This is a genomic window from Nocardia sp. NPDC004260, from assembly GCF_053603155.1.
On the sequence record NZ_JBSGEZ010000019.1, the window covers coordinates 1 to 23,119 of the forward strand.

Genomic DNA, 23,119 nt, shown 5'->3' on the forward strand with positions numbered 1-23,119 from the left:
CCTGTTCAACGTCGCGCCGCAGCTGACCGAAGCGGTCAAGACGCACAAGGGCTGATCGGGCTCTCGCCGTCGAACGGCCCCGGACCTCGTGTCCGGGGCCGTTCGCGTTCCGGGGCGCATCTCGGGTCGCGTATTGTGGCCCATCGGAAAAGATCGGCGCGAAATTCGTGCGAACTCTCAAGGCCACTCGCGCGAAATTCGTGACCGAGGCGAAAGAAATTATGGCGCAGGCGATTTCGCGTCGAAATCGCAGGTCACGGACGTACACTCGGCCGGTGAGCATCCCAACGGAACCGATCGGTAGCATCCCTCGACCTCACGATCTGTTGGCCGCCATGGCCGATGAATCCGGCGACGCCACCGCGCTCGCCGAACTCCAGCGCAGCGCGGTCGCCGAGACCGTGCGCAAGCTGGAAGAACTCGGCTCTCCCGTCGTCACCGACGGCGAGCAGTCCAAGCCGAGCTTCGCCACCTATCCGATTGTCGGGCTGGATAATCTGGCCCCAGACGGGGCGATCATCCCGTTCGCCGACGGACACCACAGACAGCTGCCCCGGCTGGCCTCCGGTCCGTTCCGCTATGCCGCGCACGCGGCGGACTATCTGCGCGACGCGCAGCAGCACGCCACCGTTCCGGTGAAGCAGGCCGTGATCGCGCCGTCGGCGCTGAGCCTGCTGTATCCGGCCGACGGGATCGAGGGTTATCCGCGCGAGCAGTTCCTCGCCGACCTCGCCGACGCGGCGGAGGCCGACATCCGCGGCTGCCTGGATGCGGGTGCGCACCTGGTGCAGCTCGACTTCACCGAGGGGCGGCTGTCGCTCAAGCTGGATCCGAGCGGCGGCGTGCTCGACCAGTTCATCGAGCTGAACAACACAGTGCTCGACCGGTTCTCGGACGAGGAGCGAGCCAGAATCGGCGTGCACACCTGCCCGGGCGGCGACCAGGACTCCACGCACAGCCTGGACGTGGACTACGTCGAATTGCTGCCGAAGCTGCTGCAACTGCGGGTGGGCGCGTTCTATCTCCAGTTCGCGAGCGAGCCGGATCCGGAGAAGGTGCTCGCAGTGGTCGCCGAGCACCTGCCCGCCGAGGCGCGGGTGTTCATCGGTGTCACCGACCCGATCGACCCGCAGGTCGAGACACCCGAACAGGTCCGCGACCGGGTGCTGCTCGCCGCTCGTTTCCTGCCCGTCGATCGGTTGGGCACCTGCGACGACTGCGGCTTCGCACCGTTCGCCGACGACACCTCCACCTCGCGGGAGACCGCGTTCGCCAAGATCCGCGCGCGCATCGAGGGCACGGCTCTGGCGTCGACGGAACTGGGCGTCTGACCCTGGGGCGACTCGTGCGACCGGCCCCGGTTGGACCGGGGCCGGTTCCGTCCGGCGAGAAGTCGGATTGCGGTTGCCGGAGGGTTCGGCGCAGATGCGCAGCAGGGTCGTTGCGCCGTAGGGGAGCCCCTTGCCGATCTCGCTCTTTCGCCGGAAAGGATTCGATGGACGCAATGGAGCAGCCCCGCTCCGGCCGTGTGGTGGGCGGTGCGGGGCCAGTCGTTTCCCGTTAGTGGGTGCGAGTTCTCGTCAGGCGGGGCGGTCGAATTCGCCGACCTGCACGCTTGTGGTGAAGGCGTCCCACTCACCTGGTGCGAACACCAATGCTGGGCCGGTCGGGTTCTTGCTGTCCCGCACGCCGATCATGCCGCTGTGGAGCCATGCCACTTCGACGCATTGCGAACCACTCTCGCTGCGGCGGCTCTTGAACCATTTCGCCCCGGATAGGTCACTGTCCACCGCTCGTAACTCCTTGCCACCCGCCGAAGCAGGTCTCGCGATTCCACTTCGTGGCCGCGAGGGGCGTTGTCGTCCTGCGAGGCCTGAATCAGCAACGATGCAACGCGGTGAGCAGGGTGTCGAGGATCGGTGAGCGCCGGGCGTCGGCGCGCAGGACCGCCGACACGGGGATGCGCAGCTTGGATTCGGCCAGCCGCAGCACCACCAGCCCCTCGGTCGTGCTCTCCGCGTAGAGCACCGTCCACGCCTCGGGCCGGTTGATCAGCTCCATCGTCGCGGTGTGGTCCGGCGGAATGGGCGGTCCGAAGGTGGGGCCGGTGGGCAGTTCGGCGAACGCGTTGCGAATCACGGTGTGTAGCAACACCTGTTCCTGCTCCGGGGGGAGTAGCAGGGGGTAGGAGGCCAGATCCGCCAGGGTCACCGTGTCCTTCGTGGCCAGCGGATGCGCGCTGGAGGTGGCGATCACCAGATCCTCCACCCACAGCTGCTCGACCACGAGGCCGGGCTGGTCGACTCGGCCGCGGATGAGGGCCAGATCACAGTCGCTGTCCGCCACCGCGGTGATGCGCTGACGGAAGGGTTTGATGACGAACTCGATCTCCGCCTCCGGATGCGCGGCGCGCGCCCCCGCGATGGCCGACAGCGAGCGGGTGGCGAAGGACATGTTCGCGGCCAGCCGGATGCGCGGGCCGACCGTCCGCACGGCGGCGCGGATCGCCGACTCCAGACTCAGCATTTGTTTCGCAAGGGGAAGTAGCCGTGCGGTGGCGTCGGTGGGCACGACCGAGCGGGTCGAGCGCTCGAACAGTTGCACACCGAGGTCGCGTTCGAGCCGGGAGATCTGGTGGCTGATCGCCGACTGCGAGATGAAGCAGCGCGCCGCGGCGCCGCTGAAGCTGAGTTCCTCGCACACCGCGACGAAGTAGGTGAGCTGCCGAAGTTCCACGGCGCCTCCTGATTAATTACGAATCGAGATAAGAGTCATCTTAATTATGCGCCCACACACCTGAAATATCCGCCCTCCGGATCGCGGTTCGTAATGAGAGAAGGAGGCTGTCATGCAGTACGTAGACGCGGGAATCGAAACCGCGGGTGTCGTCATTGTCGGATCGGGGTTCGGCGGGCTCGCCGCCGCCAAGCAACTGGCCAAGTCGGGGGTGGACTATGTGCTGATCTCCAGCACGCCCGAGCATCTGTTCCAACCGCTGTTGTACCAGGTAGCGACCGGTGTGCTCACATCGGAGGAGATCGCGCCGCCGATCGCGGGCATCCTGCGCCGCCATCGCGAGGCCGACGTTCGCCTCGGCACCGTGGTCGGCATCGATCCCGACCGCGCCATCGTCACCTATGAGCACGAGGGCGTTTCGCACCGCATCCGTTACGGCTCGCTGATCGCGGCCACCGGCGCGAGCCAGTCCTACTTCGGCCGCGACGATTTCGCGGAGAAGACCTATTCGCTCAAGACCATCGATGACGCGCGGCGGCTGCGCGCCCAGATCGCGCGCGTCTTCGCCGAAGCCGCGCAGGCCGACGAGCAGACCAGGCGCAAGCTGCTGAGCTTCGTCGTGGTCGGCGCGGGCGCGACCGGCGTCGAGGTGGCCGGTCAGCTGAAGGAGCTGGCGAAACGGTATTACCACCAGGAGGTTTCGGTCACCCTCGTGGAGGGCGCGGGCGAGGTGCTCCCGCCGTTCGGCGGCGGGCTGTCGGAGTACGCGAAGAAGTCGCTGACCGGCAGCGGCGTGGAGGTGCTGCTCGGCACCTTCGTCACCGACATCGAGCACGGCAAGGTCACCGTGAAGAGCGCCGACGGGGTCGAGCACGCGATCGCGGCCGAGACCGTGGTCTGGTCGGCGGGCGTGCAGGCGGGCGGGTTCGCGAAGATCCTGGCCGAGGCCACGGGCGTGGCGACCGACCGGGCCGGCCGACTGCTGATCAACCCCGATCTCACCGTCGGCGGCTACGCCGACATCTACGCCATCGGCGACATGACCTCGCTCAACGGCTACCCCGGGCAATCGCCGGTGGCCATGCAGGAGGGCAGGCACGCCGCCGACATCATCCGCCGCAAGAAGCAGCCCGGCACGCCCTTCACCTACTGGGACAAGGGCAGCATGGCGGTGATCAGCCGGTTCAGCGCCGTGACGAAGCTGAACGACCGCATCACCTTCCGCGGTGTGATCGCCTGGTTCATGTGGCTCGCGGTGCACCTGTTCTACCTGGTCGGTTTCCGCAACCGCTTCGCCGCGGTCGCGTCCTGGCTGGTCGCGTTCATCTTCACCGGGCGCCCCGGTTTCGCCGAGGAGGACACGACCGCGCCGAAGGTACTCGCCGCGGAGAGCCGAGCCGCTTAAATGGCTTCTCGCACCTGAGAATCGCGTCGCGCACGATCGAAAGGCGGCGCGATTCGCGGTGCGCGGTATTCACGCTGCGCGGGATCGGACCGCGATTCGCTCGGTAAACCGCATGTCGGAAGCGGTTTCGGTGCGGGAGGGCGAACGCGGTGGAACCGTTCGGTGAACGCTCGGTGTGACAGCCGTCTCGTTCACCCAACCGGCATCGTGGCGACACTTCGAGGTTGCTGGGGCGCATTGTCGGGCTGGCTTCATCGTGGATATGACTATTTCGTCCGTGCTGACAGCCCCGGCTCGACCGACGGACTCCCGGGAGGGACGGTCGCGTTACTCGCTGGTGGTCTCCTCCGACCTCGATCACCGCGTCGCCGCGCAGCGCCTGCGCTACAACGTGTTCGCCAACGAGCCGGGTTTCCGGATCCCGGATGACGGCAGCGGTTTGGACGCCGTCCATTTCGACGAGCACTGCGACCACATGCTGGTGCGCGACGACGCCAGCGGGGAATTCGTCGGCTGCTACCGGATGCTGCCGCCGGACAAGGTCGCCGCGGCGGGCGGGTACTACACGGCGACGGAATTCGATCTCGCTCAACTGGATCCGGAACGGATGCGGATCGTCGAGATGGGCCGCGCGTGCGTGGTCCCCGACCACCGCAACGGCTCGGTGCTCACCCTCATGTGGGCTGGGATCCTGCACTACATCCAGCTCACCGGCTACGAGTGGGTGATGGGCTGCGTGTCGGTGCCGATGCAGGACACCCCGGCCGACCCGCCCGGAGTGAACGTGCGCGGCGTGCGCGACATGCTGCTCGGGCGGCACGCATCCGACCCGGAGCGCCGGGTGCACCCCTACAACCCGGTGATCGTCGACGGCAAGACCCTCGACGAACTGACCCCGCCGTCGCGTCCGAAGCTGCCCCCGCTGGTGCGCGGTTACCTGCGGCTGGGCGCGGAGATCTGCGGCGAGCCCGCCCACGATCCCGCCTTCGCGGTCGCCGACTTCGTCGTGCTGCTCGGGCTGAACACCATCAACACCCGCTACCTCGATCGCCTACAAGACGCCGCCGCGTCGTTCGACGGGGGACGGTGAGGACAGTGGTCTTCGACGCGCCACCCGCCACGTCCGCCGCGCACGCATGGATGCCGTCGAGTCCCTGCGGTTCCGGCTGCATCGATCCGATCGACCGGGTCGGCCCGGCGCGGGTGGCCGCCCGGCTGGCCGGAGTCGCGGGCCTGCTGCTCAGCTACCCGATCGCGCACGCGGTGACCCCGCGCGGCAAGCGTGCGCCGTTGCAGCGCGGCTACGCGCGCCTGCTGCTCGGTGCCATCGGCCTGCGGTTGCGCGTCGTCGACAACCGACTGACCGCGGACGAGCGTGGTGTCGTCGATGAGGGCGACACCACGCTCGCACCCGCCGGTTTCGGCGCCCCAGGCCGGGGTGTGCTGATCGTCACCGGGCACATCAGCTGGACCGACATCGTCGCCTTGGCCTCGGTGCAGCCGCTCGGCTTCGTGGCCCGCGCCGACATGCTGGACTGGCCGATGATCGGCAAACTCGCCGAGTTGATGCGGGTGATCCCGATCGAACGCGAGAGCCTGCGGCAGTTGCCGGGCGTAGTGGCCGCGGTCGGAGCACGGTTGGCGGCCGGTGAGCGGATCGGCGTCTTCCCCGAGGGCACCACGTGGTGTGGCCGCGCCTACGGCGGCATGCGTCCCGCGTTGCTCCAGGCCGCGGTCGACACCGGCACCCCCGTGCAGCCGGTGCGGTTGCGGTACCTGGACCGGCACGGCGTGCCGTGCACGGTGCCCGCTTTCGTCGGCGTCGACACCTTCGGCTCCTCCGCCGGGCGGGTGCTGCGTTCGCGCGGAATGGTCGCCGAAGTGGTGCTGGAACCGGTGCTGGAACCGGGCCCCGACCGGCGCGAACTGGCCCGCCGCTGCGAGGCGGCCGTTCGCGGCACCGCGTCGCCGCGCCACGAAACCACGGAATGGATCGAGGCGGGGCACACCCGGGTACAGGACCCGTCGGTCGCGGCCGAAGCACCGGAAGTGCGCCGACCTCGCCGCCGCCCGATTCTGCGCGGCCGCCGCACCGCAGCGGTCGCCCGGTAAGCGACTCGACCGATTTCACGAGTGGCACACCACCGAGAGGTCTACTCGCGGTTTGCCACAGCCATGTGCCACTCGCGGACGTGTCTGTTGGGGGGGTCGCGCGTTCACGTGAGCACCGGCGTGGAGGGTGCCCGCACATGAGTCCGGGGCGAGCCGATGTCGACCCGCCCCGGAAGCTGGGGAAGAACTCAGAAGCCGCTTCCCGTCGGCGGCCGCCACCTGTTGTCCCAGCCGTGATCCCAGCCGCGATCCCAGTCGTCGTGGCGGTCGCGGCCGCGGAACCAGTCGTCGTGGCGGCCGCGGTCCCAGTCGTTGTGCCTGCCGCGATTCCAGTCGTCGTGACCGTGGCGGCCGTGGGTCGCGTCGAGCTGGTCGGCGGGTTCGAGCACGATCGGGTCGGCGAGCGCGGGCACCGCGACGGCGGCGACCGGCATCAGGGCGAGTACGGACGCGGCGGCGGCGCGTGCCAGCACACGTCGGGTACGTCCATGGGTGCGTGGGTCCATCGGAACTTCCTCACTATCGATTCGTCCGGGAGGCGACCGCTCGGCCGTCCCGGCCCGGATCCGCTCTCCAAAACGGATCGACGATCAACACGCTGAACAACGTACCGCTATTCAGCGGTACGATCAATAGGTGAAAGCCCTGAGATCCGGCCGGTCACAGGGCGTTCGAACCTGAACAGCGCCGGGGAACGGACTCCGCGCGGGCGCGCGAGCAGGGGGGAATAAGCGGCTGAGGGTGACAGCTATCCTTAACTGGTCATGAAGTCGGCTTTTTCGGGTCCGGTCAACGGTGCTGCGCCCCAGACGGTCTACCTCGATCACGCGGCCACCACACCGATGCTGCCCGCGGCCATCGAGGCGATGACGGCTGCCTTGCGCAGCACGGGCAACGCGTCCTCGTTGCACGGCTCCGGGCGCGCCGCCCGTCGGCTGCTGGAGGAGGCGCGCGAGTCGATCGCGGCCGACCTGGGCGCCCGCCCCTCGGAGGTCATCTTCACCTCCGGCGGCACCGAGAGCGACAACCTGGCGGTGAAGGGCATCTTCTGGGCACGCCGCGACGCCGATCCGCGCCGGAACCGGATCATCACCAGCTCGGTCGAGCACCACGCGGTGATCGACGCGGTGGAGTGGCTGGAGCGGCACGAGGGCGCGGAAGTCACCTGGCTGCCGGTCGACGACGAGGGCGTGGTCGCGGCCGGAGCGCTGCGCGCCGCGCTCGCCGCCCATCCCGACGAGGTCGCGCTGGTCACCGTCATGTGGGCGAACAACGAGGTCGGCACGATCCAGCCGATCGTCGAGCTCGCTTCCGTCGCAGCCGAATTCGGCGTGCCGATGCACAGCGACGCGGTGCAGGCGGCGGCGCATCTGCCCATCGACTTCGCCGCGAGCGGCCTGTCCGCGGCCAGCTTCGCCGGGCACAAGGTCGGCGGCCCGCACGGTATCGGGGTGCTACTGCTCGGCAGGCAGGTGCCGTGCGTGCCGCTGCTGCACGGCGGCGGGCACGAGCGCGACCTGCGGTCGGGCACCTCGGACACGGCGGCCGCGATCGGGCTGGCCGCCGCGCTGCGCCAGACTTCGATCGAACTACACGCCCGGACCGCCGAGCTGGTCGCGTTGCGGGACGCGTTGATCGACGGGATCCGCTCGACGGCGCCCGACGCGGTGCTCAACGGGCCGGCCGGCGAACGGCGGCTACCCGGCAACGTGCACGTCACATTTCCCGGCTGCGAAGGGGATTCGCTGCTGATGCTGCTGGACGCCGCGGGGATCGAGTGCTCGACCGGTTCGGCGTGCACCGCGGGCGTCGCCACGCCCAGTCACGTGCTGATCGCGATGGGTGTCGAGCCCTGGCAGGCGCGCGGATCGCTGCGCTTCTCGCTGGGGCACACTTCGACGCGTGCCGACGTCGACGCAGTACTGAAAGTCTTGCCGCAAGTGGTGGAGCGGGCCAAGGCCGCGGGCCTGGCCGGTGCGAAAGGAGGTGTTTGATGCGGGTACTCGCCGCGATGAGCGGTGGTGTGGATTCGGCCGTGGCGGCGGCGCGTGCCGTCGACGCCGGTCACGAGGTGGTCGGCGTGCATCTGGCGCTGTCGGCGACACCGGGCACGCTGCGCACCGGATCGCGCGGTTGCTGCTCGAAGGAGGACGCCGGTGACGCCCGGCGCGCCGCCGACGTGCTCGGCATCCCGTTCTACGTCTGGGATTTCGCCGACCGCTTCAAGGAAGACGTCATCGACGACTTCGTCGCGGCCTACGCGGCGGGCGAGACGCCGAACCCGTGCCTGCGCTGCAACGAGAAGATCAAGTTCTCCGCCCTGGCCGACCGCGCGGTGGCGCTCGGCTTCGACGCCGTGGTCACCGGGCACTACGCGCGGCTCGAGGACGGTGTGCTGCGCCGCGCCGTCGACGCCGACAAGGACCAGTCCTATGTGCTGGCGGTGCTGACCGCGCAGCAGCTCTCGCGCGCGATGTTCCCGGTGGGCGATACCCCCAAGCCGCAGATCCGCGCCGAGGCCGCCGAGCGCGGGCTCGCCGTCGCGAACAAGCCCGACAGTCACGACATCTGCTTCATCCCCTCCGGCGACACGCGCGCCTTCCTCGGCGCGAAGATCGGCATCCGGCCCGGCGCGGTCATCGACGCCGACGGCCGGGAGCTCGCGCGGCACGAGGGTGTGCACGGATTCACCATCGGCCAGCGCAAGGGTCTGGGGTTGCCGGGTCCCGCCGCCGACGGCAAGCCGCGGTACGTCACCGGCATCGATCCCGAGTCCGGCACGGTCCGCGTGGGCTCGGCCGAGGACTTGCAGGTCTGGACGGTCGAGGCGGAGCGCGCGATCTGGACGTCCGGCTCCGCGCCCGCGGGCCCGATCGAGTGCGTGGCGCAGGTGCGCGCGCACGGCGGCACCGCGCCCGCGGTGGCCGAGGCGGTGGGCGACGGACTGCTCGTGCGGCTGCGCGAGCCCCTGACCGGCGTCGCGCGCGGCCAAGCCGTGGTCGTCTACCGTCCGGATCCCGAGGGTGACGAGGTGATCGGCAGCGGGACCATCTCCGGCACCGCGCAAGAGCCTGTCACGAGTGAAACGGGGGCCGAGGCGGCGCGGTGATCCCGCACCATCCTCCGGTGTCGTCCGGTGCGGAAAACTGGGCTGTGACCGTCGAGGACGGCGGGTCCCGTAAATGGCGGAATCGATCGGATGGAGTGCGGCAACGGTGTACGAGACCGGCACAGATGACGTGACGCGAGATGGCGGGACAGACGTGACCGCCGAGCCGGTGCGCTTGCGAGGCGGCGTCGCCACCGGCGTCGGCTCTTGGCCGGGCACCGACCCGCGCGAGGCCGCCGCGACCATCGTCGGCGAACTCGGTGAGTTACCGCACCTGGTGGAGCTGCCCGGTCGGGGCGCGGGCGCGGATCTGGTCGGCCGCGCCTCCGCGTTGCTGGTCGATCTGCGTTTCGACACCACCTCCAGGGGCTATCGACTGGCGCCGCGCCCGGGTTCGGTCTCGCGGCGCGCCCATGACCTGCTGCGGACCGATCTGGACGCGCTCGAGGAAGCGTGGGAGAACGCAGGCCTGTCCGGTCGCGGCCGGACGGTGAAGGTGCAGTCGGCGGGCCCGCTGACGTTGGCCGCGCAGGTCGAGTTGCCCGGCGGTCATCGCGTGCTCACCGATCCCGGCGCGGTGCGCGACCTCTCGGAGTCCCTGGCCGAGGGGCTGGCGCAGCACGTGGCGGAGGTGCGCAAGCGCCTCGGCGCGCAGGTCGTCGTGCAGCTGGACGAACCGTCGCTGACCGCCGTGCTGGACGGCTCGCTGCGCGGGGTGAGCGTGCTGAACACCGTGCGCGCGTTGCCCGAACCGGAAGCGCTGGCCGTGCTGGACGCGGTGATCACCGCCCAGTCCGCGCCGGTGCTGGTGCACAGCTGCGCCGAGCCGCCCGCGCTCGGTGCGCTGCGCCACAGCGCCGCCGCGGGGATCGGGTTCGATCTGAGCATCATCGGCACCGGGCAACTCGACGAGGTCGGGGAGGCCCTGGAAGCGGGCAAGCAGCTCGTGCTCGGCGTCGTCCCCACCGCGGCGCCTGCCACGACGGTCACCTGGCGGACCTTCGCCGAACCGGGCGTGCGGCTGATCGATCGGCTCGGCTTCGGCCGCCGCACGCTGGCGGAGCGGGTCGCGGTCAGCCCGGCATGCGGACTGGCGGGTGGGTCGCTGGAGTGGAGCAGACGAGCGCTGCGCTTGACCGCGGACGTCGCGCGCGCGTATGCCGAAGAGCCGGAGGAGCTTTCGTTCTCCTGACGTCGCCGTGCGAGAACGCGAATCCCCGCTCGGACCCGCGGGGCAGGTCCGTTCGCGGGATGACACCTCGTGAACTCGGTCTGCCGTGGTGTGGGTTCCGCGACGGCGAGCCGGGGCAGGCCGCCGCACCGCCGGAGCGCCGGTGCTCGCGCCGAAGAACGGACCGGCCGGAATTCGGGTCCGCCAGGGCGGCGACGTGCGCGAACACGGCGGCTCCCTGTCGGTGGCCTCCGCTAATGTGCGATGGGTGAGTGACAGCGAGAGCGCGGCGGCCCCGGCGACGCCAGAGCAGCGGGTGGACTGGCAGCAACTCGCGGACGAGGTGCGTGAGCATCAGTTCCGCTACTACGTCCGGGACGCGCCGATCATCTCCGACGGCGAGTTCGACGCGCTGTTGCGGCGGTTGCAGGCCATGGAGGACGAGCATCCGGACCTGCGCACGCCGGACTCGCCGACCCAGCTGGTCGGCGGTGGGTTCGCGACCGATTTCACCGCCGTCGATCATCTCGAGCGGATGCTGTCGCTGGACAACGTGTTCGACGTCGACGAGCTACGCGCCTGGGCCGCCCGAGTGGAGGCGGAGACCGGGCCGGACCTGCACTATTTGTGCGAGGTCAAGATCGACGGCGTCGCGCTGAACCTGGTCTACGAGAACGGCAGGCTGGTCCGTGGCGCCACCCGAGGCGACGGACGCACGGGTGAAGACGTGACGCTCAACGCGCGCACCATCGATGACATCCCCGGCGAGCTGAACCCCAGCGCCGAGTTCCCGATCCCGCGGCTACTGGAGGTCCGCGGCGAGGTGTACTTCCGGCTGGAGGATTTCGAGACGCTCAACGCCGCCATCGTGGCCGAGGGCAAGCCGCCCTACGCCAACCCGCGCAACACCGCGGCCGGTTCGCTGCGGCAGAAGGATCCGTCGGTCACCGCGCGGCGCAGGCTGCGCATGATCTGTCACGGCTTCGGCCGGATCGAGGGCTACACGCCGACCTCGCAATACGAGGCGTACCGCGCGCTCGCCGCATGGGGCCTGCCGGTGTCCGAGCACACCAGACGGGTGCAGGGCATCGACGCGGTGATCGAGCGAGTCGCGTATTGGGGCGAGCACCGGCACGACATCGAGCACGAGATCGACGGCCAGGTGATCAAGGTCGACGAGACCGCGCTGCAACGCCGCCTCGGCTCCACCTCGCGCGCTCCGCGCTGGGCGATCGCCTACAAGTACCCGCCCGAGGAGGCGACGACCAAGCTGCTGAACATCCAGGTGAACGTCGGCCGCACGGGGCGGGTGACGCCGTTCGCGGTGATGGAGCCGGTGTCGGTCGCGGGGTCGACGGTCGCGATGGCCACCTTGCACAACGCGGCCGAGGTCAAGCGCAAAGGCGTGCTGATCGGCGACACGGTCACCATCCGCAAGGCGGGTGACGTGATCCCCGAGGTGCTGGGGCCGGTGGTGGACGCGCGCCCCGAAGACGCGCGCGAATTCGTCATGCCGACGCACTGTCCCGAATGCGGCACCGAACTGCGCCCGGAGAAAGAGGGCGACGCCGACATCCGCTGCCCTAACCAGCAGTTCTGCCCGGCCCAGTTGCGCGAGCGCGTGTACCACGTAGCAGGCCGCGGCGCTTTCGACATCGAGGCTCTCGGTTACGAGGGCGCGATCGATCTGCTGAAGTCCGGCGCCATCACCGACGAGGGCGACTTGTTCGACTTGGACGAGGCGACGCTGCTCACCACGTCGCTCTACGCCAACAAGAACGGCAGCCTCTCCGCCAATGGCAAGCGGCTGCTGGAGAACCTTGCCGCGGTCAAGAACCGGCCGCTGTGGCGGGTGCTGGTCGGCCTGTCCATCCGGCACGTCGGCCCCACCGCGGCGCGAGCGCTGGCCGCCGAATTCGGCAGCTTGGACCGCATCGAGGCGGCGTCGGTCGAGGAATTGGCCGCCGCCGACGGCGTGGGCCCTACCATCGCGGCCGCGGTGGCGGAGTGGTTCACCGTCGACTGGCACCGCGCCGTGGTGGCGAAGTGGCGGGCCGCGGGTGTGCGGATGGAGGACGAGCGCGACGAATCCATCGAGCGCAACCTGGAGGGTCTGTCCATCGTGGTGACCGGCTCGCTGCAAGGCTTCACCCGCGACGGCGCCAAGGAGGCGATCCTGGTGCGCGGCGGCAAGGCGGCCAGTTCGGTTTCGAAGAAGACCGCGTTCGTGGTGATCGGCGACGCGCCGGGGTCGAAGGCCGCCAAGGCGGAGGAACTCGGCGTGCCGATTCTCGACGAGGAGGGGTTCCAGCGGCTGCTGGCCGGCGGTCCCGAGGCGGTCACGCCGGAGACGGCCGCGGAGGACGCCGAAGCCGAGGAGTGATCGGCGCTTGACCTGAAGATACGTTGAGGTATGAGGATCGACTGGTAGGCGACTACCAGGAGGTCATCATGTCTCGTCCTACCGCACTGATCACCGGCGCATCGGCCGGGTTCGGCGCGGCGCTCGCGCGGGCGCTGATCGAACAAGGGTGGCGGGTGCTTGGAACCGGGCGTCGAGCCGACCGGTTGACGCGGGTGGCCGCCGAACTCGGGCCGTCGTTCCAGGCGGTCCCGGGCGACGTCACGGATCCGGCGGATCGCGCCCGGTTGGCGGACGCCGCGCGCGGTGCGGGGGAACTCGCCCTGTTGGTGAACAACGCCAGCCGTCTCGGGCCGAGTCCGTTGCTGGGCCTCGCGGACTATCCATCCGACGAGTTCGAGCGCGTCTTGCGCACGAATGTCGTCGCGCCACTGGCGATTCTGCGGCTCGTGCTGCCGCTGCTGCGGCCGGACGGCGCCGTGGTGAACATCAGCTCCGACGCCGCGGTGGAGCCGTATCCCACGTGGGGTGGATACGGTTCGTCGAAGGCAGCGCTCGATCAGCTCACGGCGATCCTCGGTGCGGAGCATCCGGGCCTGTCCATCTACGCGTTCGATCCCGGCGACATGCGTACCGAGATGCATCAGGCCGCGTTTCCCGGCGTCGACATCTCCGACCGGCCCGAGCCCGCGACGGTGGTGCCCGCGCTGCTGCGGTTGCTCGCCGAGAAGCCGAAGAGCGGGCGTTATGCCGCCGCGGATTTCGTGGCCGGGCGGGCGTCATGACGATGCGGACCGAACTGCCGTTCTTCGATCTGTCCCCGGATCGTAACGCCACCCTCCCGCCCGAGGCGAGAGGGATGGCGCGCGACGAAGTCCGTTTGCTCGTCGTCGACGACGGTCTGACGCACGCCCGATTCCGGGAGCTGCCCGACCGCCTTCGCCCGGGCGACCTTCTGGTGGTGAACAACTCGGCGACCATCTCGTCGGCGGTCGACGCCACGATGGACGGGGAGCCGGTCGTGCTGCATTTCTCCACCTGGCTGGACGACGGCCGCTGGGTGGTCGAGGTCCGGACCACCGAGCGCACCCCCTATCCGGCCGAGCGGCTCTCGGCCGGGACCGTGTTGCGATTGCCGGGTGCGACGGCCGCGCTGCGAGCGCCCTGGCTTCCCGGCGGACGTCGTCTCTGGAGTGCGGAAGTCACCGGCGACGTGTTCGGGTTGCTCGCCGCACACGGCCGCCCCATCACGTATGCCTATGTGCCGCAGCGGTGGTCGGCGGCCTATTACACGACGGTATTCGGCAGGGTGCCGGGCAGCGCGGAAATGCCGAGTGCGGCACGGCCGTTCACCGAGCGCGTGGTGTTGGATCTGATCACCGCAGGGGTTGCTCTCGCGCCGATCACCCTGCATACCGGCGTCTCCTCGCCCGAGGCCGGGGAACCGCCGAGCCCGGAACGGTTCGCCGTTGCCGCCTCGACGGCGCGGCTGGTGAACGACACGAAAGCCGCCGGTGGGCGGGTAGTCGCGGTGGGCACGACGGTGACGCGGGCGCTGGAGACCGCCGCCGACCCGTCGGGACTGGTCCACACGTCGTGCGGGTGGACCGACCTGGTGCTCGGCGCGCGGCGACCGGCACGCGTGGTGGATGGACTGATCACCGGTTGGCACGCGCCCGGCGCGTCACACCTGGATCTCCTGGTAGCAGTGGCGGGGGAGGAAACCGTCGCCGCCGCGTATGCCGCCGCCGTGGACACCGGCTACCTGTGGCACGAGTTCGGCGACAGCGCTCTGCTGTTCGGGCGTGACCCGCTCAGTGGACCGTGACCGTGGCGCCCAGCTGGCCCGCGATGTCGAACCGCCCGCAGCGGCCGTCGCTCAGGTCGAGCTTCTGGGTGATGATCTTGCCGCGGCGATTCTTGAACGTCGCCTCGGCGGACACGTCGGCGGCGGCCGTCGAGCACACCTTCGACACCACGCCGGGCGGGTCGTAGCTGACCGTCCCGCCGCCCTGGCAGGTGTTCGTGCTGTTGGCCAGGAACACGCGTGCGGTGCCCTCCGGACACGGCGCGTCCGCCACCGCCTCCGACGCCACGGTCAGCGAGCCCAGCGCGAGCGCGGCCACGACGGAGCCTCCGACCACTACGCGACGAACCGTCGATCCCATCGTTACCCTCATCCCATCGAACAACTTCGGCAGTACGCCGCGGCAAGACCACAGCGTGCAGGCATGCTAACCCGCTATCACACCTGCTGTCCTGATGACGGTCGTCCAGCTACTGGGAGAACAGCAGATCATCCACGGCGATGGTGGTGTCCGCGTAATGGACGGGAATGTGGTCGCCGGGCCGGTACCTGGTCCGAGTGCGATAACCCTCCGACGTCGGTTCGGTGTGTTCGTAGATCACATCTTTGGTGACGACCCAATAGGTCGGATATCCGGCGCGGCTGTACAGATCCGCCTTGCGGTTGAGATCCTGCACCACCGTTTCGTCCGAAACCTCCACCACAAGAAGGACATCGGAAGCCGCCCACACCGACAGCTTGTTGCCGATCAGGTCGACGGGCTCGGCGCCTGAGCGAAGTGCCCAGCAGTCGGGATCGGGCAACGACTGACCGGTAGGTAGTGTCGCATTGGTCACTTCCACACCTGCCCGTGGCAGCCGACCGACGATCCGGCCGACTGTGAACCCGTGCCAGTCCCCGATAACGACCGGCCATACCTCCCCCTCGACGAGTTCGACACGATGGTCGAACGCGCCCGCCTCCCACGCGCGCAGGAACTCGCTGCGCGTCCAGCGGTAGGCGATCGAAGCCTCGGTCATGCGCTCAGGGTACCGTGCCGCCGACCGTCGATCCATCGGTAACAGACCTGTTCGACCAGGTAGCAGTCGTGATCAGGCACCGCAGGCGGAAAAGTCGTCGCCGGCCGAATCGATGTGTGAGCCTGATGTGTGAGTATCCGATCTGGACACGACAGGCGCGGATCGCGGACGCCACCGGGTTGATGTCGCACAGCCGTGGCCCAGACGGAAGTATGGCGGCATGCTGCGCAGTTTTCAGGTGACCAATCACAGATCGCTGGCCGACGAGCAGGAGTTGCGGCTCACCAGAGGGAGCGGGCCGGTGGCGGTGCCGGTGACCGCCGTGCACGGCGGCGCCGCTGCGGGCAAGACGAACCTGATCGACGCGCTCGGGCAGATGCGCGACGCGGTGTTGCACTCGGTGACCGGGTGGGACCCGTACGCGGGCCCGGTGCGGGCGCCGCATCTCGGATTCCCGGACCGGCCTTCGGAGTTCGTGGCGGCGTTCGTCGCCGAGGGCGTGCCGTATACCTACGGGTTCCGGCTGGACAACGCCGACGTGACGGCGGAATGGCTGCACACCCATCCGCGCTCGCGCAAGCGAATCGTGTTCGAGCGCAACGGGGAACAGATCAAGATCGGCCCGATGTTCGAGGCCGCGCGCTACGGGATCACCGCGCTGGCTCCGCTGGTTCGTCCGAACGCGTTGCTGCTCAGCCTCGCCGGTCAGATGTATTCCGACGCGCTCGTGCCCGCCTACCGCTGGTTCGATTCCATGCTGGAGGTGCAGCGCGGTCCCGCTGAACCCGACGCCATCGCCCATCGGCTGGGCAGTCACATCTCCCGATCCCCGGACAACGCGGCGCGGCTGTTGATGCTGCTGCGCACGGCCGAGCTGGGCATCAGCGATCTGCTCGTCGCCGAACACGACCCGTTGTACGCCGACTACCTGCGTGATCTGGACGCCGACATCGCCGGTCTCGGCAAGCAGATCGATCTGTGCGCCTCCTCGCCCGGCCACGCCGATCAGTTGCTGCGTGACAACGGCCTGACTCCGGTGCTGCTCGAACGTGAGCTGACCAATCTGAAGGCCGCGCGCGATGCCTTGTACACGCGCATGGTGGCCCGGCGCGGCGTCGGCCTGAGCCTGGTGCACGACGGCATCGACGCCCCGTTCGGGATCGGCGACGAATCCTTCGCCACGCTGTCGTTGCTGCGGGTCCTGCCCGCCATGCTCGACGCGCTGGACGAGGGCCGGGTACTCGCCGTCGACGACATCGGCGCGTGCCTGCCCGCGGAGGAGACCGATCGGTTGATCCAGCTGTTCCAGAACCCGGAGACGAATGCCCGCGGGGCGCAGTTGATCTTCACCACGAACAATCGGACGCTGATCGATCGGGGCAACGGACGATCGCAACGCACCCGCACATTGGTCTGGCAGGTACGGCGGACGGCTCAGGGCGCCAGCGAGCTCACGCCGGTGTGACGCGACTTAGCATGGGGGCATGTTGGAGTTCGTCGCGCTGGTAACCCTGACCGCGGTGCTGGTGTCGCTGATCGTGTTCACCATCCGCGGCAAGCGGGGCTACCGCCCGGCGAACCCGGAGGAGGGGACGCTGTACGTCACCGGTGTGAGCCCGCGCCCCGACGCGACGGGCGACCAGTACGTGACCATCACCGGGAATCTGAGCGGTCCTTCCGTCTCCGGCAAGGTCGTGTACGGCCGTTTCGCCTGGGACACGAGTTCCTGGCCGTCGATCGGCGACCTGCTCACCGTCGTCTATCCGGCGGGCAAGCCCGACCGCTGGCAGATCTCTCGTCCCGGCTGAGCGGTCGCCGTGCCATAGCTCACACTATGGTCGATGGCATCATGCCGGGTATGGATGAGCGGGACGCGGGTGTCGTCGTCCGGGCGGCGCGGCCCGATGAGTACGCGACGATCGGCGAGTTGACGGTGGAGGTCTACGTCGGCGAAGGCTACGTGGCAACGGGCAGCTGGTACGCGGGCGAGCTGGCCGACACCGCCCGCCGCGCCGCCTCGGCCCGGGTCCTGGTCGCCACGCACGCGGGCCGGATCGTCGGCTCGCTGACGGTCGCACCCGCGGGCAATCCGTACGCGGAGATCGCGCTGCCGGGTGAACTCGAGTTCCGCATGCTCGCCGTCGCGAAGGGCGCGCGCGGACTCGGCGCCGGGACGGCACTCGTGCGCGCCGTGCTCGATCTCGCCCGCGCGGAAGGTTGCGCGGCGGTCGCCCTCACCACCATGGCCGCCATGGTCGACGCCCGGCGGATATACGATCGCTTCGGCTTCCTCCCCGTACCGAGCCGGGACTGGCGTACTCCCGCGGGGGAGCTGCTGCATGTGCTCCGGCTACCGCTCGGCCCTTCTGGCGATTCCGCCTAGGTATCTCCGCGGCGCGGAATCCGCTGCGCCGCTTGCGAATCAGCCGAGGACGGTGGCGACGATCCCGGCGAGGTAGCCGAGCCGGGCCACCTCGGAGGGCCGGAAGTCGGGGCCGCCCGGCCTGCCGAGCAGCAGCACCTTGCCGGTGTTGCCGAGCGGAGCGGCGGCGAGTTTGGTGTCCATGTCCCGCCAGATCTCCGGCACCCAGTCGGCTTCGGGGTCGAGCACCGTCGGCTTCTCCAGCGGCATCCACGGCGCCGAACCCGCTTGTGTCTGTGGCGCACTCGGGCTGCCCACCACCCGGTAGGCGCCCTGCGGCCCGATATCGATGATCGTGCTCCAGCCGACCCGCAGCACCCGTGGCACACCGTCCACCAGCACCTGCATCCGGTCGTCGCGAGCACCGGCCACCTGATCGATGAGCTCGAGCTCGCGGTGGGTGTCGAGCACGCCGGAGTACGGGCGGATCGAGTCCACGTGCACGTCGCCGATGGATTCGGCGGCGGTGATGAGGGTGTCGGGGAGTGCGCCGGAGGGCACCTCGACGACCAGATCGTCGACGGCGTAGCCCGCGCCGCGCTCGACCACGTCCAGCGAGAGGATGTCGGCACCGACGGAGCCGAGTGCGAGGGCGAGCGCACCGAGGCTTCCCGGTCGATCCGGAAGTTGCACGCGGAGCAGATACGACACGTGCGTTTCCTTTCTTAGGGCGGCCGAGGCTCTGAACGGATACCCGGGTGACGCAATACTTACACCCCTTACGGCCGGTTATCGAGTCGAAGACCGGCGAGTGATGCGCGCCACTCGATGAATTCGCGCGAAACCGGCGTGTCGGGCTAGTCCGAGCGGACGTGTCGCACGCCGGAGGGGGTTGCCGGGGACCTGCTGGGCGTTGGTTCCTCCGCCGCGCCGACGAAGCCCGGGTGCCGGGTGGTGAGCCGGGCCCCGGTGGCTAGGCTGTGTGGGTTGAGCATTGTTGATAACGAAGCCGAAAGGGGTCCCGCGGTGCCCGCCATCTCCCGCGACGAGGTCGCACACCTCGCCCGGCTGTCCCGGCTCGCGCTGTCCGACGCGGAACTGGATCAGTTCGCCGGACAGCTGGATTCGATCCTGAGCCATGTGCGGACCATTTCCGAGGTAGCCGCCGCCGACGTCCCGGCTACGGCGTCGCCGAACCCGGCGACCAATGTGACCCGTCCCGACGAGGTGGTGCCGGGCCTGACCCCGCGGGAGGCGCTGTCCGGCGCGCCCGCGGTGGACGAGCAGCGGTTCATGGTGCCGCAGATTCTGGGGGAGGGCGAATGAACGCGGCATCGCATCGCGATTCCATGGGGGGCGGTGGCGAGGCGACGGGTGGGCGTGATCTGACGACGCTGTCGGCGGCCGAGCTGGCGGGCAAGATCCACGGCCGCGAGCTGTCCTCGGTCGAGGTCACCCAGGCGCACCTGGACCGGATCGCCGCGGTCGACGGCGAGTATCACGCCTTCCTGCACGTCGCGGGAGAGCAGGCGCTCGAGGCCGCGGCCGCGGTGGACGCCGCGATCGCCTCCGGCGCCGAGCCCGCCTCGCCGCTGGCCGGAGTTCCGTTGGCGCTCAAGGACGTGTTCACCACCACGGACATGCCCACCACCTGTGCGTCGAAGATCCTCGAGGGCTGGGTGTCGCCGTACGACGCGACCCTCACCACGCGGCTGCGCGCGGCGGGCATCCCGATCCTCGGCAAGACCAACATGGACGAGTTCGCCATGGGCTCCTCCACCGAGAACTCCGCCTACGGTCCCACCCGCAACCCGTGGGACACCACCCGCATCCCGGGCGGTTCGGGCGGCGGCTCCGCGGCGGCGCTGGCCTCGCATCAGGCCCCGCTGGCCATCGGCACCGACACCGGCGGATCGATCCGCCAGCCCGCGGCCGTCACCGCCACCGTCGGCACCAAGCCCACCTATGGCACGGTGTCGCGCTTCGGCCTGGTCGCGTGCGCGTCGTCGCTGGACCAGGGCGGTCCGTGCGGTCGAACGGTGCTGGACACGGCGCTGCTGCACGAGGTGATCGCCGGATACGACCCGCGCGACTCCACCTCGCGCGATGTGCCGGTGCCGCCGGTGGTGGCCGCCGCGCGCGCCGGGGCGCAGGGCGATCTGCGCGGCGTCAAGATCGGCGTGGTGAAGGAACTGCACTCCGACAGCTACCAGCCCGGCGTGCTCGCCTCCTTCGACGCCGCCGTTGCGGTGCTGAAGGATCTCGGCGCCGAAGTGATCGAAGTGTCCTGTCCGCACTTCGAATACGCGCTGTCGTCCTACTACTTGGTGATGCCGTCGGAGGTGTCGTCGAACCTCGCGCGATTCGACGCGATGCGCTACGGCCTGCGCGTCGCCGACGACGGTCAGCACAGCGCCGAGCAGGTCATGGCGGCCACGCGCGCCGCCGGGTTCGGCCCCGAGGTCAAGCGGCGGATCATGATCGGCACCTACGCGCTGTCGGCGGGCTACTACGACGCCTACTACGGCCAGGCCCTGAAGGTGCGCACGCTGATCGCCCGCGACTTCGACAAGGCCTACGAGCAGGTCGACGTGCTCGTCTCGCCGACCAGCCCGTTCACGCCGTGGAAGCTGGGCGAGAAGGTCGATGATCCGCTGGCCATGTACCTGTCGGACCTGTGCACCCTCCCGACCAACCTGGCCGGTCATCCCGCCATGTCGGTCCCCTCCGGGCTGAGCAAGGACGACGGCATGCCCGTCGGCCTCCAGATCATGGCCCCCGCCCTCGCCGACGATCGCCTCTACCGGGTGGGCGCGGCCTACGAGGCCGCCCGCGGGCCCATCGCCTGATATCGCCGAGCCGCTCGGTTTCCGCGCACGCGGTACCGAGCGGCTCGGTGAATGATCAGGCGGGCCAGACGAATTCGGGGTCGCTGACGTAGTCGTCGCGGCGTTGATCCAACGCGAGTGCGACCATCTGGTGCGCGCCGGGCCCGATGATCTTGCGTAGCGGGGGGTTCGCCATGTGCACCAACTCGATCAGGCCCGCTGCGGCGACCTCCGGGGGCGCTTCGATCCATTCGGACTCGGTGTCGGCGCTCGGCTCCACCGAAGCGGTGAGCTCGTTCGATGTGTTTCCCGGCCCGGCTTCGGTCGACGTCGTTCCGGTCGCCGGACCGGCAGTCGCTTCGGCCGGGTAGTCCGGCATACCCAGGACGGCGTTGCGCAACTGCGCATAGGCGGGAATGCCAGTGGCGAATCGCATGCTCGACTTGGCCCAGTCGGTGTCGAAGCCGCCCATCTGCGCGAGCGTGACCCGGATGCCGAAGGCACGCAGTTCGTCCGCGAGCGAGGCGCTGAATCCCTCCAGGGCCCATTTGCTCGCGTTGTACAGCCCGAACAGGGGAAGACTGCCCACGGCCCCGACCGTGGAGATCTGCACGATGTGCCCCGAACCCTGCGTGCGCAGATGGGGCACCGCCGCTTGGGAAACCCAGAGGGCGCCGAAGAAGTTGGTGTCCATCTGGTCGCGGATCTGCGTCTCGGTCAGTTCCTCCACGGCGCCGACCAAGCCGTAACCCGCGTTGTTCACGATCACATCGATCGTGCCCGTCAGCGCGAACGCCTCGTCCACGGTGGCGATCACGCCGGCGCGGTCGCGAACGTCCAAGGGCAACACGGTGAGACGGTCGTCGGCAATGCCCGCGAGGGTCTCCGGGTTCCTGGCGGTCGCGACGACGCGATCGCCCTCGGCGAGCGCGGCCGTCGTGAAGGCGCGGCCGAGTCCGCGGCCTGCGCCGGTGATGAACCACGTTCTGGTCATGGGTGATCCTTTCGTCGCGAGACGCTCCGTCTCGTCGGATACCGTGCCAATCCGCTCGCGCCTTGTCAAGACGAGACGTTTCGTCTCGTCTTCTGCTACCGTCACGGCATGCCCGAGACTCCCACCGCCGCACGCCGCAGCGAGCGCTCCCGTGCGGCGATACTCGCCGCGACCGCCGAGCTGATCCGTGAGGTGTCCTACGCGAAACTGGGCATCGAGGCCATCGCGGCCCGGGCGGGCGTCGGCAAGCAGACGATCTACCGCTGGTGGCCGTCGAAGGGGGCGGTGGTGTTCGATGCCATGCTCGAAGCCGATTCGGGGCCCGAGGGCCCGGCGCTACCCGACACCGGCGACATCGCCGCCGATCTGCGCCAGTTGCTGCGCGGTTCGGTCGTCGCGCTGACCGATCCCGGGTTCGAATCCTTCCTCCGCGCGATGTACATCGAGATCCAGCAGGACGCCGAGTTGGGCGCCGCCTACCGTGAGCGCCTGTTGCTGCCTCAGCGCACCGCCGTCGCCGACCGTTTGGCCGCCGCGGTCGCCACCGGTGAACTGCGTGCGGACCTCGATCTCGAGCTCGCCGTCGATCTGCTGCTCGGTCCGATGCAGATGCGGTGGTCGCTCGGGCTCGGTGGCCTCACCGAGGCCTACGCCGATGCCGCGCTCGACGCCGCGCTGGCCTATCTGCGCGTGTGAACCCTGCCCTTTGCTCCGCCTTCAGGAAGCCCGCAGGGATTCGGCCTGCTTCTGGATGCCGTCGGTCATGCCCTCGAAACCCCGCCGGAGGTTCTTGCCCAGCGATGCGACGACCACGGGATGCAGCCATCCGCCGAGTTCGAAATGGGATTCGTAGCGAGCGCGGTTGTCCGGAAGCGGCGTCACGGTGTGGGAGCGCAGGCTGTGCAGTGCGCCCAGGGGCACGGGTTTCATCGCGTAACTCAGCTCGCGGCCCGGGGTGTGCGAGCGGATCCATTCCCGCTGCTTGCGCGGCTTCGAGCCGGAGACCTGGACGAGCATGTCGATCGGCTCGCCGGGCACCAGAGAACTGCGGCACTCCGTGACGAAGGGATTCCATTCGCCGTAGCGCGGGAAGTCGGTGATCACCTGCCACACCAGGTCGGCTGGGGCGTCGATGTCGGCAGCGAGGTCGATGACGAAGGCCATGAAGAAATTAGAACATGTTCTATGGCGGTCGCGGGTGAGTGGCGCGCCGA

At 69.4% G+C, this 23,119-nt stretch carries 24 protein-coding genes; 16 read left to right on the forward strand and 8 right to left on the reverse strand.

Translation table 11 applies throughout. The features are described 5' to 3' along the window. Window positions 1-221 precede the first annotated feature (221 nt). The gene (locus ACWEO7_RS13660; protein ID WP_452423557.1) at window positions 222-1,331 is read left to right on the forward strand and encodes a cobalamin-independent methionine synthase II family protein; all 1,110 of its coding nucleotides are present in this window, start codon (window positions 222-224) and stop codon (window positions 1,329-1,331) included. Between the two features lie 249 nt (window positions 1,332-1,580). Here the strand turns inward: ACWEO7_RS13660 and ACWEO7_RS13665 are convergent, their stop codons facing one another. Both ACWEO7_RS13665 and ACWEO7_RS13670 read right to left on the reverse strand, forming a co-directional pair. Beyond that, complete coding sequence (locus ACWEO7_RS13665; protein ID WP_452423408.1) at window positions 1,581-1,790, reverse strand: DUF397 domain-containing protein; 210 nt, start codon at window positions 1,788-1,790, stop codon at window positions 1,581-1,583. A gap of 88 nt (window positions 1,791-1,878) precedes the next feature. Then, window positions 1,879-2,736, reverse strand: a complete 858-nt coding sequence (locus tag ACWEO7_RS13670) for a LysR family transcriptional regulator (RefSeq protein ID WP_450020489.1) — start codon at window positions 2,734-2,736, stop codon at window positions 1,879-1,881. A gap of 112 nt (window positions 2,737-2,848) precedes the next feature. Between ACWEO7_RS13670 and ACWEO7_RS13675 the strand changes: the two genes are divergently transcribed. The 3 genes from ACWEO7_RS13675 to ACWEO7_RS13685 all read left to right on the forward strand — a co-directional run bounded on the left by ACWEO7_RS13675 (window position 2,849) and on the right by ACWEO7_RS13685 (window position 6,253). Beyond that, window positions 2,849-4,141 carry an NAD(P)/FAD-dependent oxidoreductase gene (locus ACWEO7_RS13675; RefSeq protein WP_452423410.1) on the forward strand — a complete coding sequence of 431 codons (1,293 nt, stop codon included), beginning with the start codon at window positions 2,849-2,851 and terminating at the stop codon, window positions 4,139-4,141. 262 nt (window positions 4,142-4,403) lie between these two features. After that, window positions 4,404-5,231, forward strand: a complete 828-nt coding sequence (locus ACWEO7_RS13680; RefSeq protein ID WP_452423412.1) for a GNAT family N-acetyltransferase — start codon at window positions 4,404-4,406, stop codon at window positions 5,229-5,231. Window positions 5,232-5,236: 5 nt separating this feature from the next. Beyond that, window positions 5,237-6,253, forward strand: a complete 1,017-nt coding sequence (locus ACWEO7_RS13685) for a lysophospholipid acyltransferase family protein (protein WP_452423414.1) — start codon at window positions 5,237-5,239, stop codon at window positions 6,251-6,253. Between the two features lie 188 nt (window positions 6,254-6,441). On the opposite strand, the gene ACWEO7_RS13690 is transcribed toward ACWEO7_RS13685, so the two are convergent. Beyond that, window positions 6,442-6,759, reverse strand: a complete 318-nt coding sequence (locus ACWEO7_RS13690) for a hypothetical protein (protein WP_452423415.1) — start codon at window positions 6,757-6,759, stop codon at window positions 6,442-6,444. Window positions 6,760-7,017: 258 nt separating this feature from the next. On the opposite strand from ACWEO7_RS13690, the gene ACWEO7_RS13695 reads away from it, so the two are divergent. The 6 genes from ACWEO7_RS13695 (at window position 7,018) to ACWEO7_RS13720 (ending at window position 14,723) form a co-directional block, all read left to right on the forward strand. Further along, window positions 7,018-8,247: a cysteine desulfurase family protein gene (locus ACWEO7_RS13695; protein WP_452423417.1), complete on the forward strand. Its 1,230-nt coding sequence runs from the start codon at window positions 7,018-7,020 to the stop codon at window positions 8,245-8,247. Further along, window positions 8,247-9,362: a tRNA 2-thiouridine(34) synthase MnmA gene (gene mnmA, locus ACWEO7_RS13700; protein ID WP_452423419.1), complete on the forward strand. Its 1,116-nt coding sequence runs from the start codon at window positions 8,247-8,249 to the stop codon at window positions 9,360-9,362. Before ACWEO7_RS13695 ends, mnmA begins: the two co-directional genes overlap by 1 nt. A gap of 73 nt (window positions 9,363-9,435) precedes the next feature. Further along, window positions 9,436-10,554, forward strand: coding sequence for a methionine synthase (locus ACWEO7_RS13705; RefSeq protein WP_452423421.1), 1,119 nt, complete (start codon window positions 9,436-9,438; stop codon window positions 10,552-10,554). Between the two features lie 247 nt (window positions 10,555-10,801). Then, on the forward strand, window positions 10,802-12,916 hold the full coding sequence (gene ligA, locus ACWEO7_RS13710) for an NAD-dependent DNA ligase LigA (protein WP_452423423.1): 2,115 nt from the start codon (window positions 10,802-10,804) through the stop codon (window positions 12,914-12,916). A gap of 68 nt (window positions 12,917-12,984) precedes the next feature. Beyond that, window positions 12,985-13,680, forward strand: a complete 696-nt coding sequence (locus tag ACWEO7_RS13715; RefSeq protein ID WP_452423425.1) for an SDR family NAD(P)-dependent oxidoreductase — start codon at window positions 12,985-12,987, stop codon at window positions 13,678-13,680. Then, on the forward strand, window positions 13,677-14,723 hold the full coding sequence (locus ACWEO7_RS13720) for an S-adenosylmethionine:tRNA ribosyltransferase-isomerase (RefSeq protein WP_452423427.1): 1,047 nt from the start codon (window positions 13,677-13,679) through the stop codon (window positions 14,721-14,723). Before ACWEO7_RS13715 ends, ACWEO7_RS13720 begins: the two co-directional genes overlap by 4 nt. Here the strand turns inward: ACWEO7_RS13720 and ACWEO7_RS13725 are convergent. Next, on the reverse strand, window positions 14,710-15,063 hold the full coding sequence (locus ACWEO7_RS13725) for a hypothetical protein (RefSeq protein ID WP_452423429.1): 354 nt from the start codon (window positions 15,061-15,063) through the stop codon (window positions 14,710-14,712). The two genes, ACWEO7_RS13720 and ACWEO7_RS13725, sit on opposite strands and share 14 nt — an antisense overlap. Before the next feature lie 109 nt (window positions 15,064-15,172). Then, on the reverse strand, window positions 15,173-15,721 hold the full coding sequence (locus ACWEO7_RS13730) for a Uma2 family endonuclease (RefSeq protein ID WP_450020513.1): 549 nt from the start codon (window positions 15,719-15,721) through the stop codon (window positions 15,173-15,175). Between the two features lie 220 nt (window positions 15,722-15,941). Here ACWEO7_RS13730 and ACWEO7_RS13735 point away from each other — a divergent pair, with 220 nt between their 5' ends. Genes ACWEO7_RS13735 through ACWEO7_RS13745 form a run of 3 tightly spaced genes read left to right on the forward strand, consistent with a single transcriptional unit; the run spans window position 15,942 to window position 18,104 of the window. Next, entirely contained in the window at window positions 15,942-17,186 is a 1,245-nt protein-coding gene (locus ACWEO7_RS13735; RefSeq protein WP_452423431.1) for an AAA family ATPase, read from the forward strand. A gap of 19 nt (window positions 17,187-17,205) precedes the next feature. Further along, window positions 17,206-17,529, forward strand: coding sequence for a hypothetical protein (locus tag ACWEO7_RS13740; protein ID WP_397275401.1), 324 nt, complete (start codon window positions 17,206-17,208; stop codon window positions 17,527-17,529). Window positions 17,530-17,579: 50 nt separating this feature from the next. Next, window positions 17,580-18,104: a GNAT family N-acetyltransferase gene (locus tag ACWEO7_RS13745; RefSeq protein ID WP_452423434.1), complete on the forward strand. Its 525-nt coding sequence runs from the start codon at window positions 17,580-17,582 to the stop codon at window positions 18,102-18,104. Window positions 18,105-18,143: 39 nt separating this feature from the next. On the opposite strand, the gene ACWEO7_RS13750 is transcribed toward ACWEO7_RS13745, so the two are convergent. After that, a complete protein-coding gene (locus ACWEO7_RS13750; RefSeq protein ID WP_450020519.1) occupies window positions 18,144-18,794 on the reverse strand; it encodes an amino acid-binding protein in 651 nt (216 codons plus the stop codon). 315 nt (window positions 18,795-19,109) lie between these two features. Here ACWEO7_RS13750 and gatC point away from each other — a divergent pair, with 315 nt between their 5' ends. Further along, window positions 19,110-19,409, forward strand: a complete 300-nt coding sequence (gene gatC, locus ACWEO7_RS13755; RefSeq protein WP_067797657.1) for an Asp-tRNA(Asn)/Glu-tRNA(Gln) amidotransferase subunit GatC — start codon at window positions 19,110-19,112, stop codon at window positions 19,407-19,409. Beyond that, window positions 19,406-20,932, forward strand: a complete 1,527-nt coding sequence (gene gatA, locus ACWEO7_RS13760; RefSeq protein WP_452423436.1) for an Asp-tRNA(Asn)/Glu-tRNA(Gln) amidotransferase subunit GatA — start codon at window positions 19,406-19,408, stop codon at window positions 20,930-20,932. The genes gatC and gatA overlap by 4 nt, the downstream gene beginning before the upstream one ends. Window positions 20,933-20,987: 55 nt before the next feature. Here gatA and ACWEO7_RS13765 read toward each other — a convergent pair whose 3' ends face one another. After that, window positions 20,988-21,905 (reverse strand): SDR family NAD(P)-dependent oxidoreductase, encoded by a 918-nt coding sequence (locus tag ACWEO7_RS13765; RefSeq protein ID WP_452423438.1) that lies wholly within the window; start codon window positions 21,903-21,905, stop codon window positions 20,988-20,990. Window positions 21,906-22,013: 108 nt separating this feature from the next. On the opposite strand from ACWEO7_RS13765, the gene ACWEO7_RS13770 reads away from it, so the two are divergent. Next, window positions 22,014-22,601: a TetR/AcrR family transcriptional regulator gene (locus ACWEO7_RS13770; RefSeq protein ID WP_452423440.1), complete on the forward strand. Its 588-nt coding sequence runs from the start codon at window positions 22,014-22,016 to the stop codon at window positions 22,599-22,601. A 21-nt stretch (window positions 22,602-22,622) separates the two neighbouring features. On the opposite strand, the gene ACWEO7_RS13775 is transcribed toward ACWEO7_RS13770, so the two are convergent. Then, window positions 22,623-23,069 (reverse strand): SRPBCC family protein, encoded by a 447-nt coding sequence (locus ACWEO7_RS13775; protein WP_450026708.1) that lies wholly within the window; start codon window positions 23,067-23,069, stop codon window positions 22,623-22,625. Window positions 23,070-23,119: the final 50 nt, after the last annotated feature.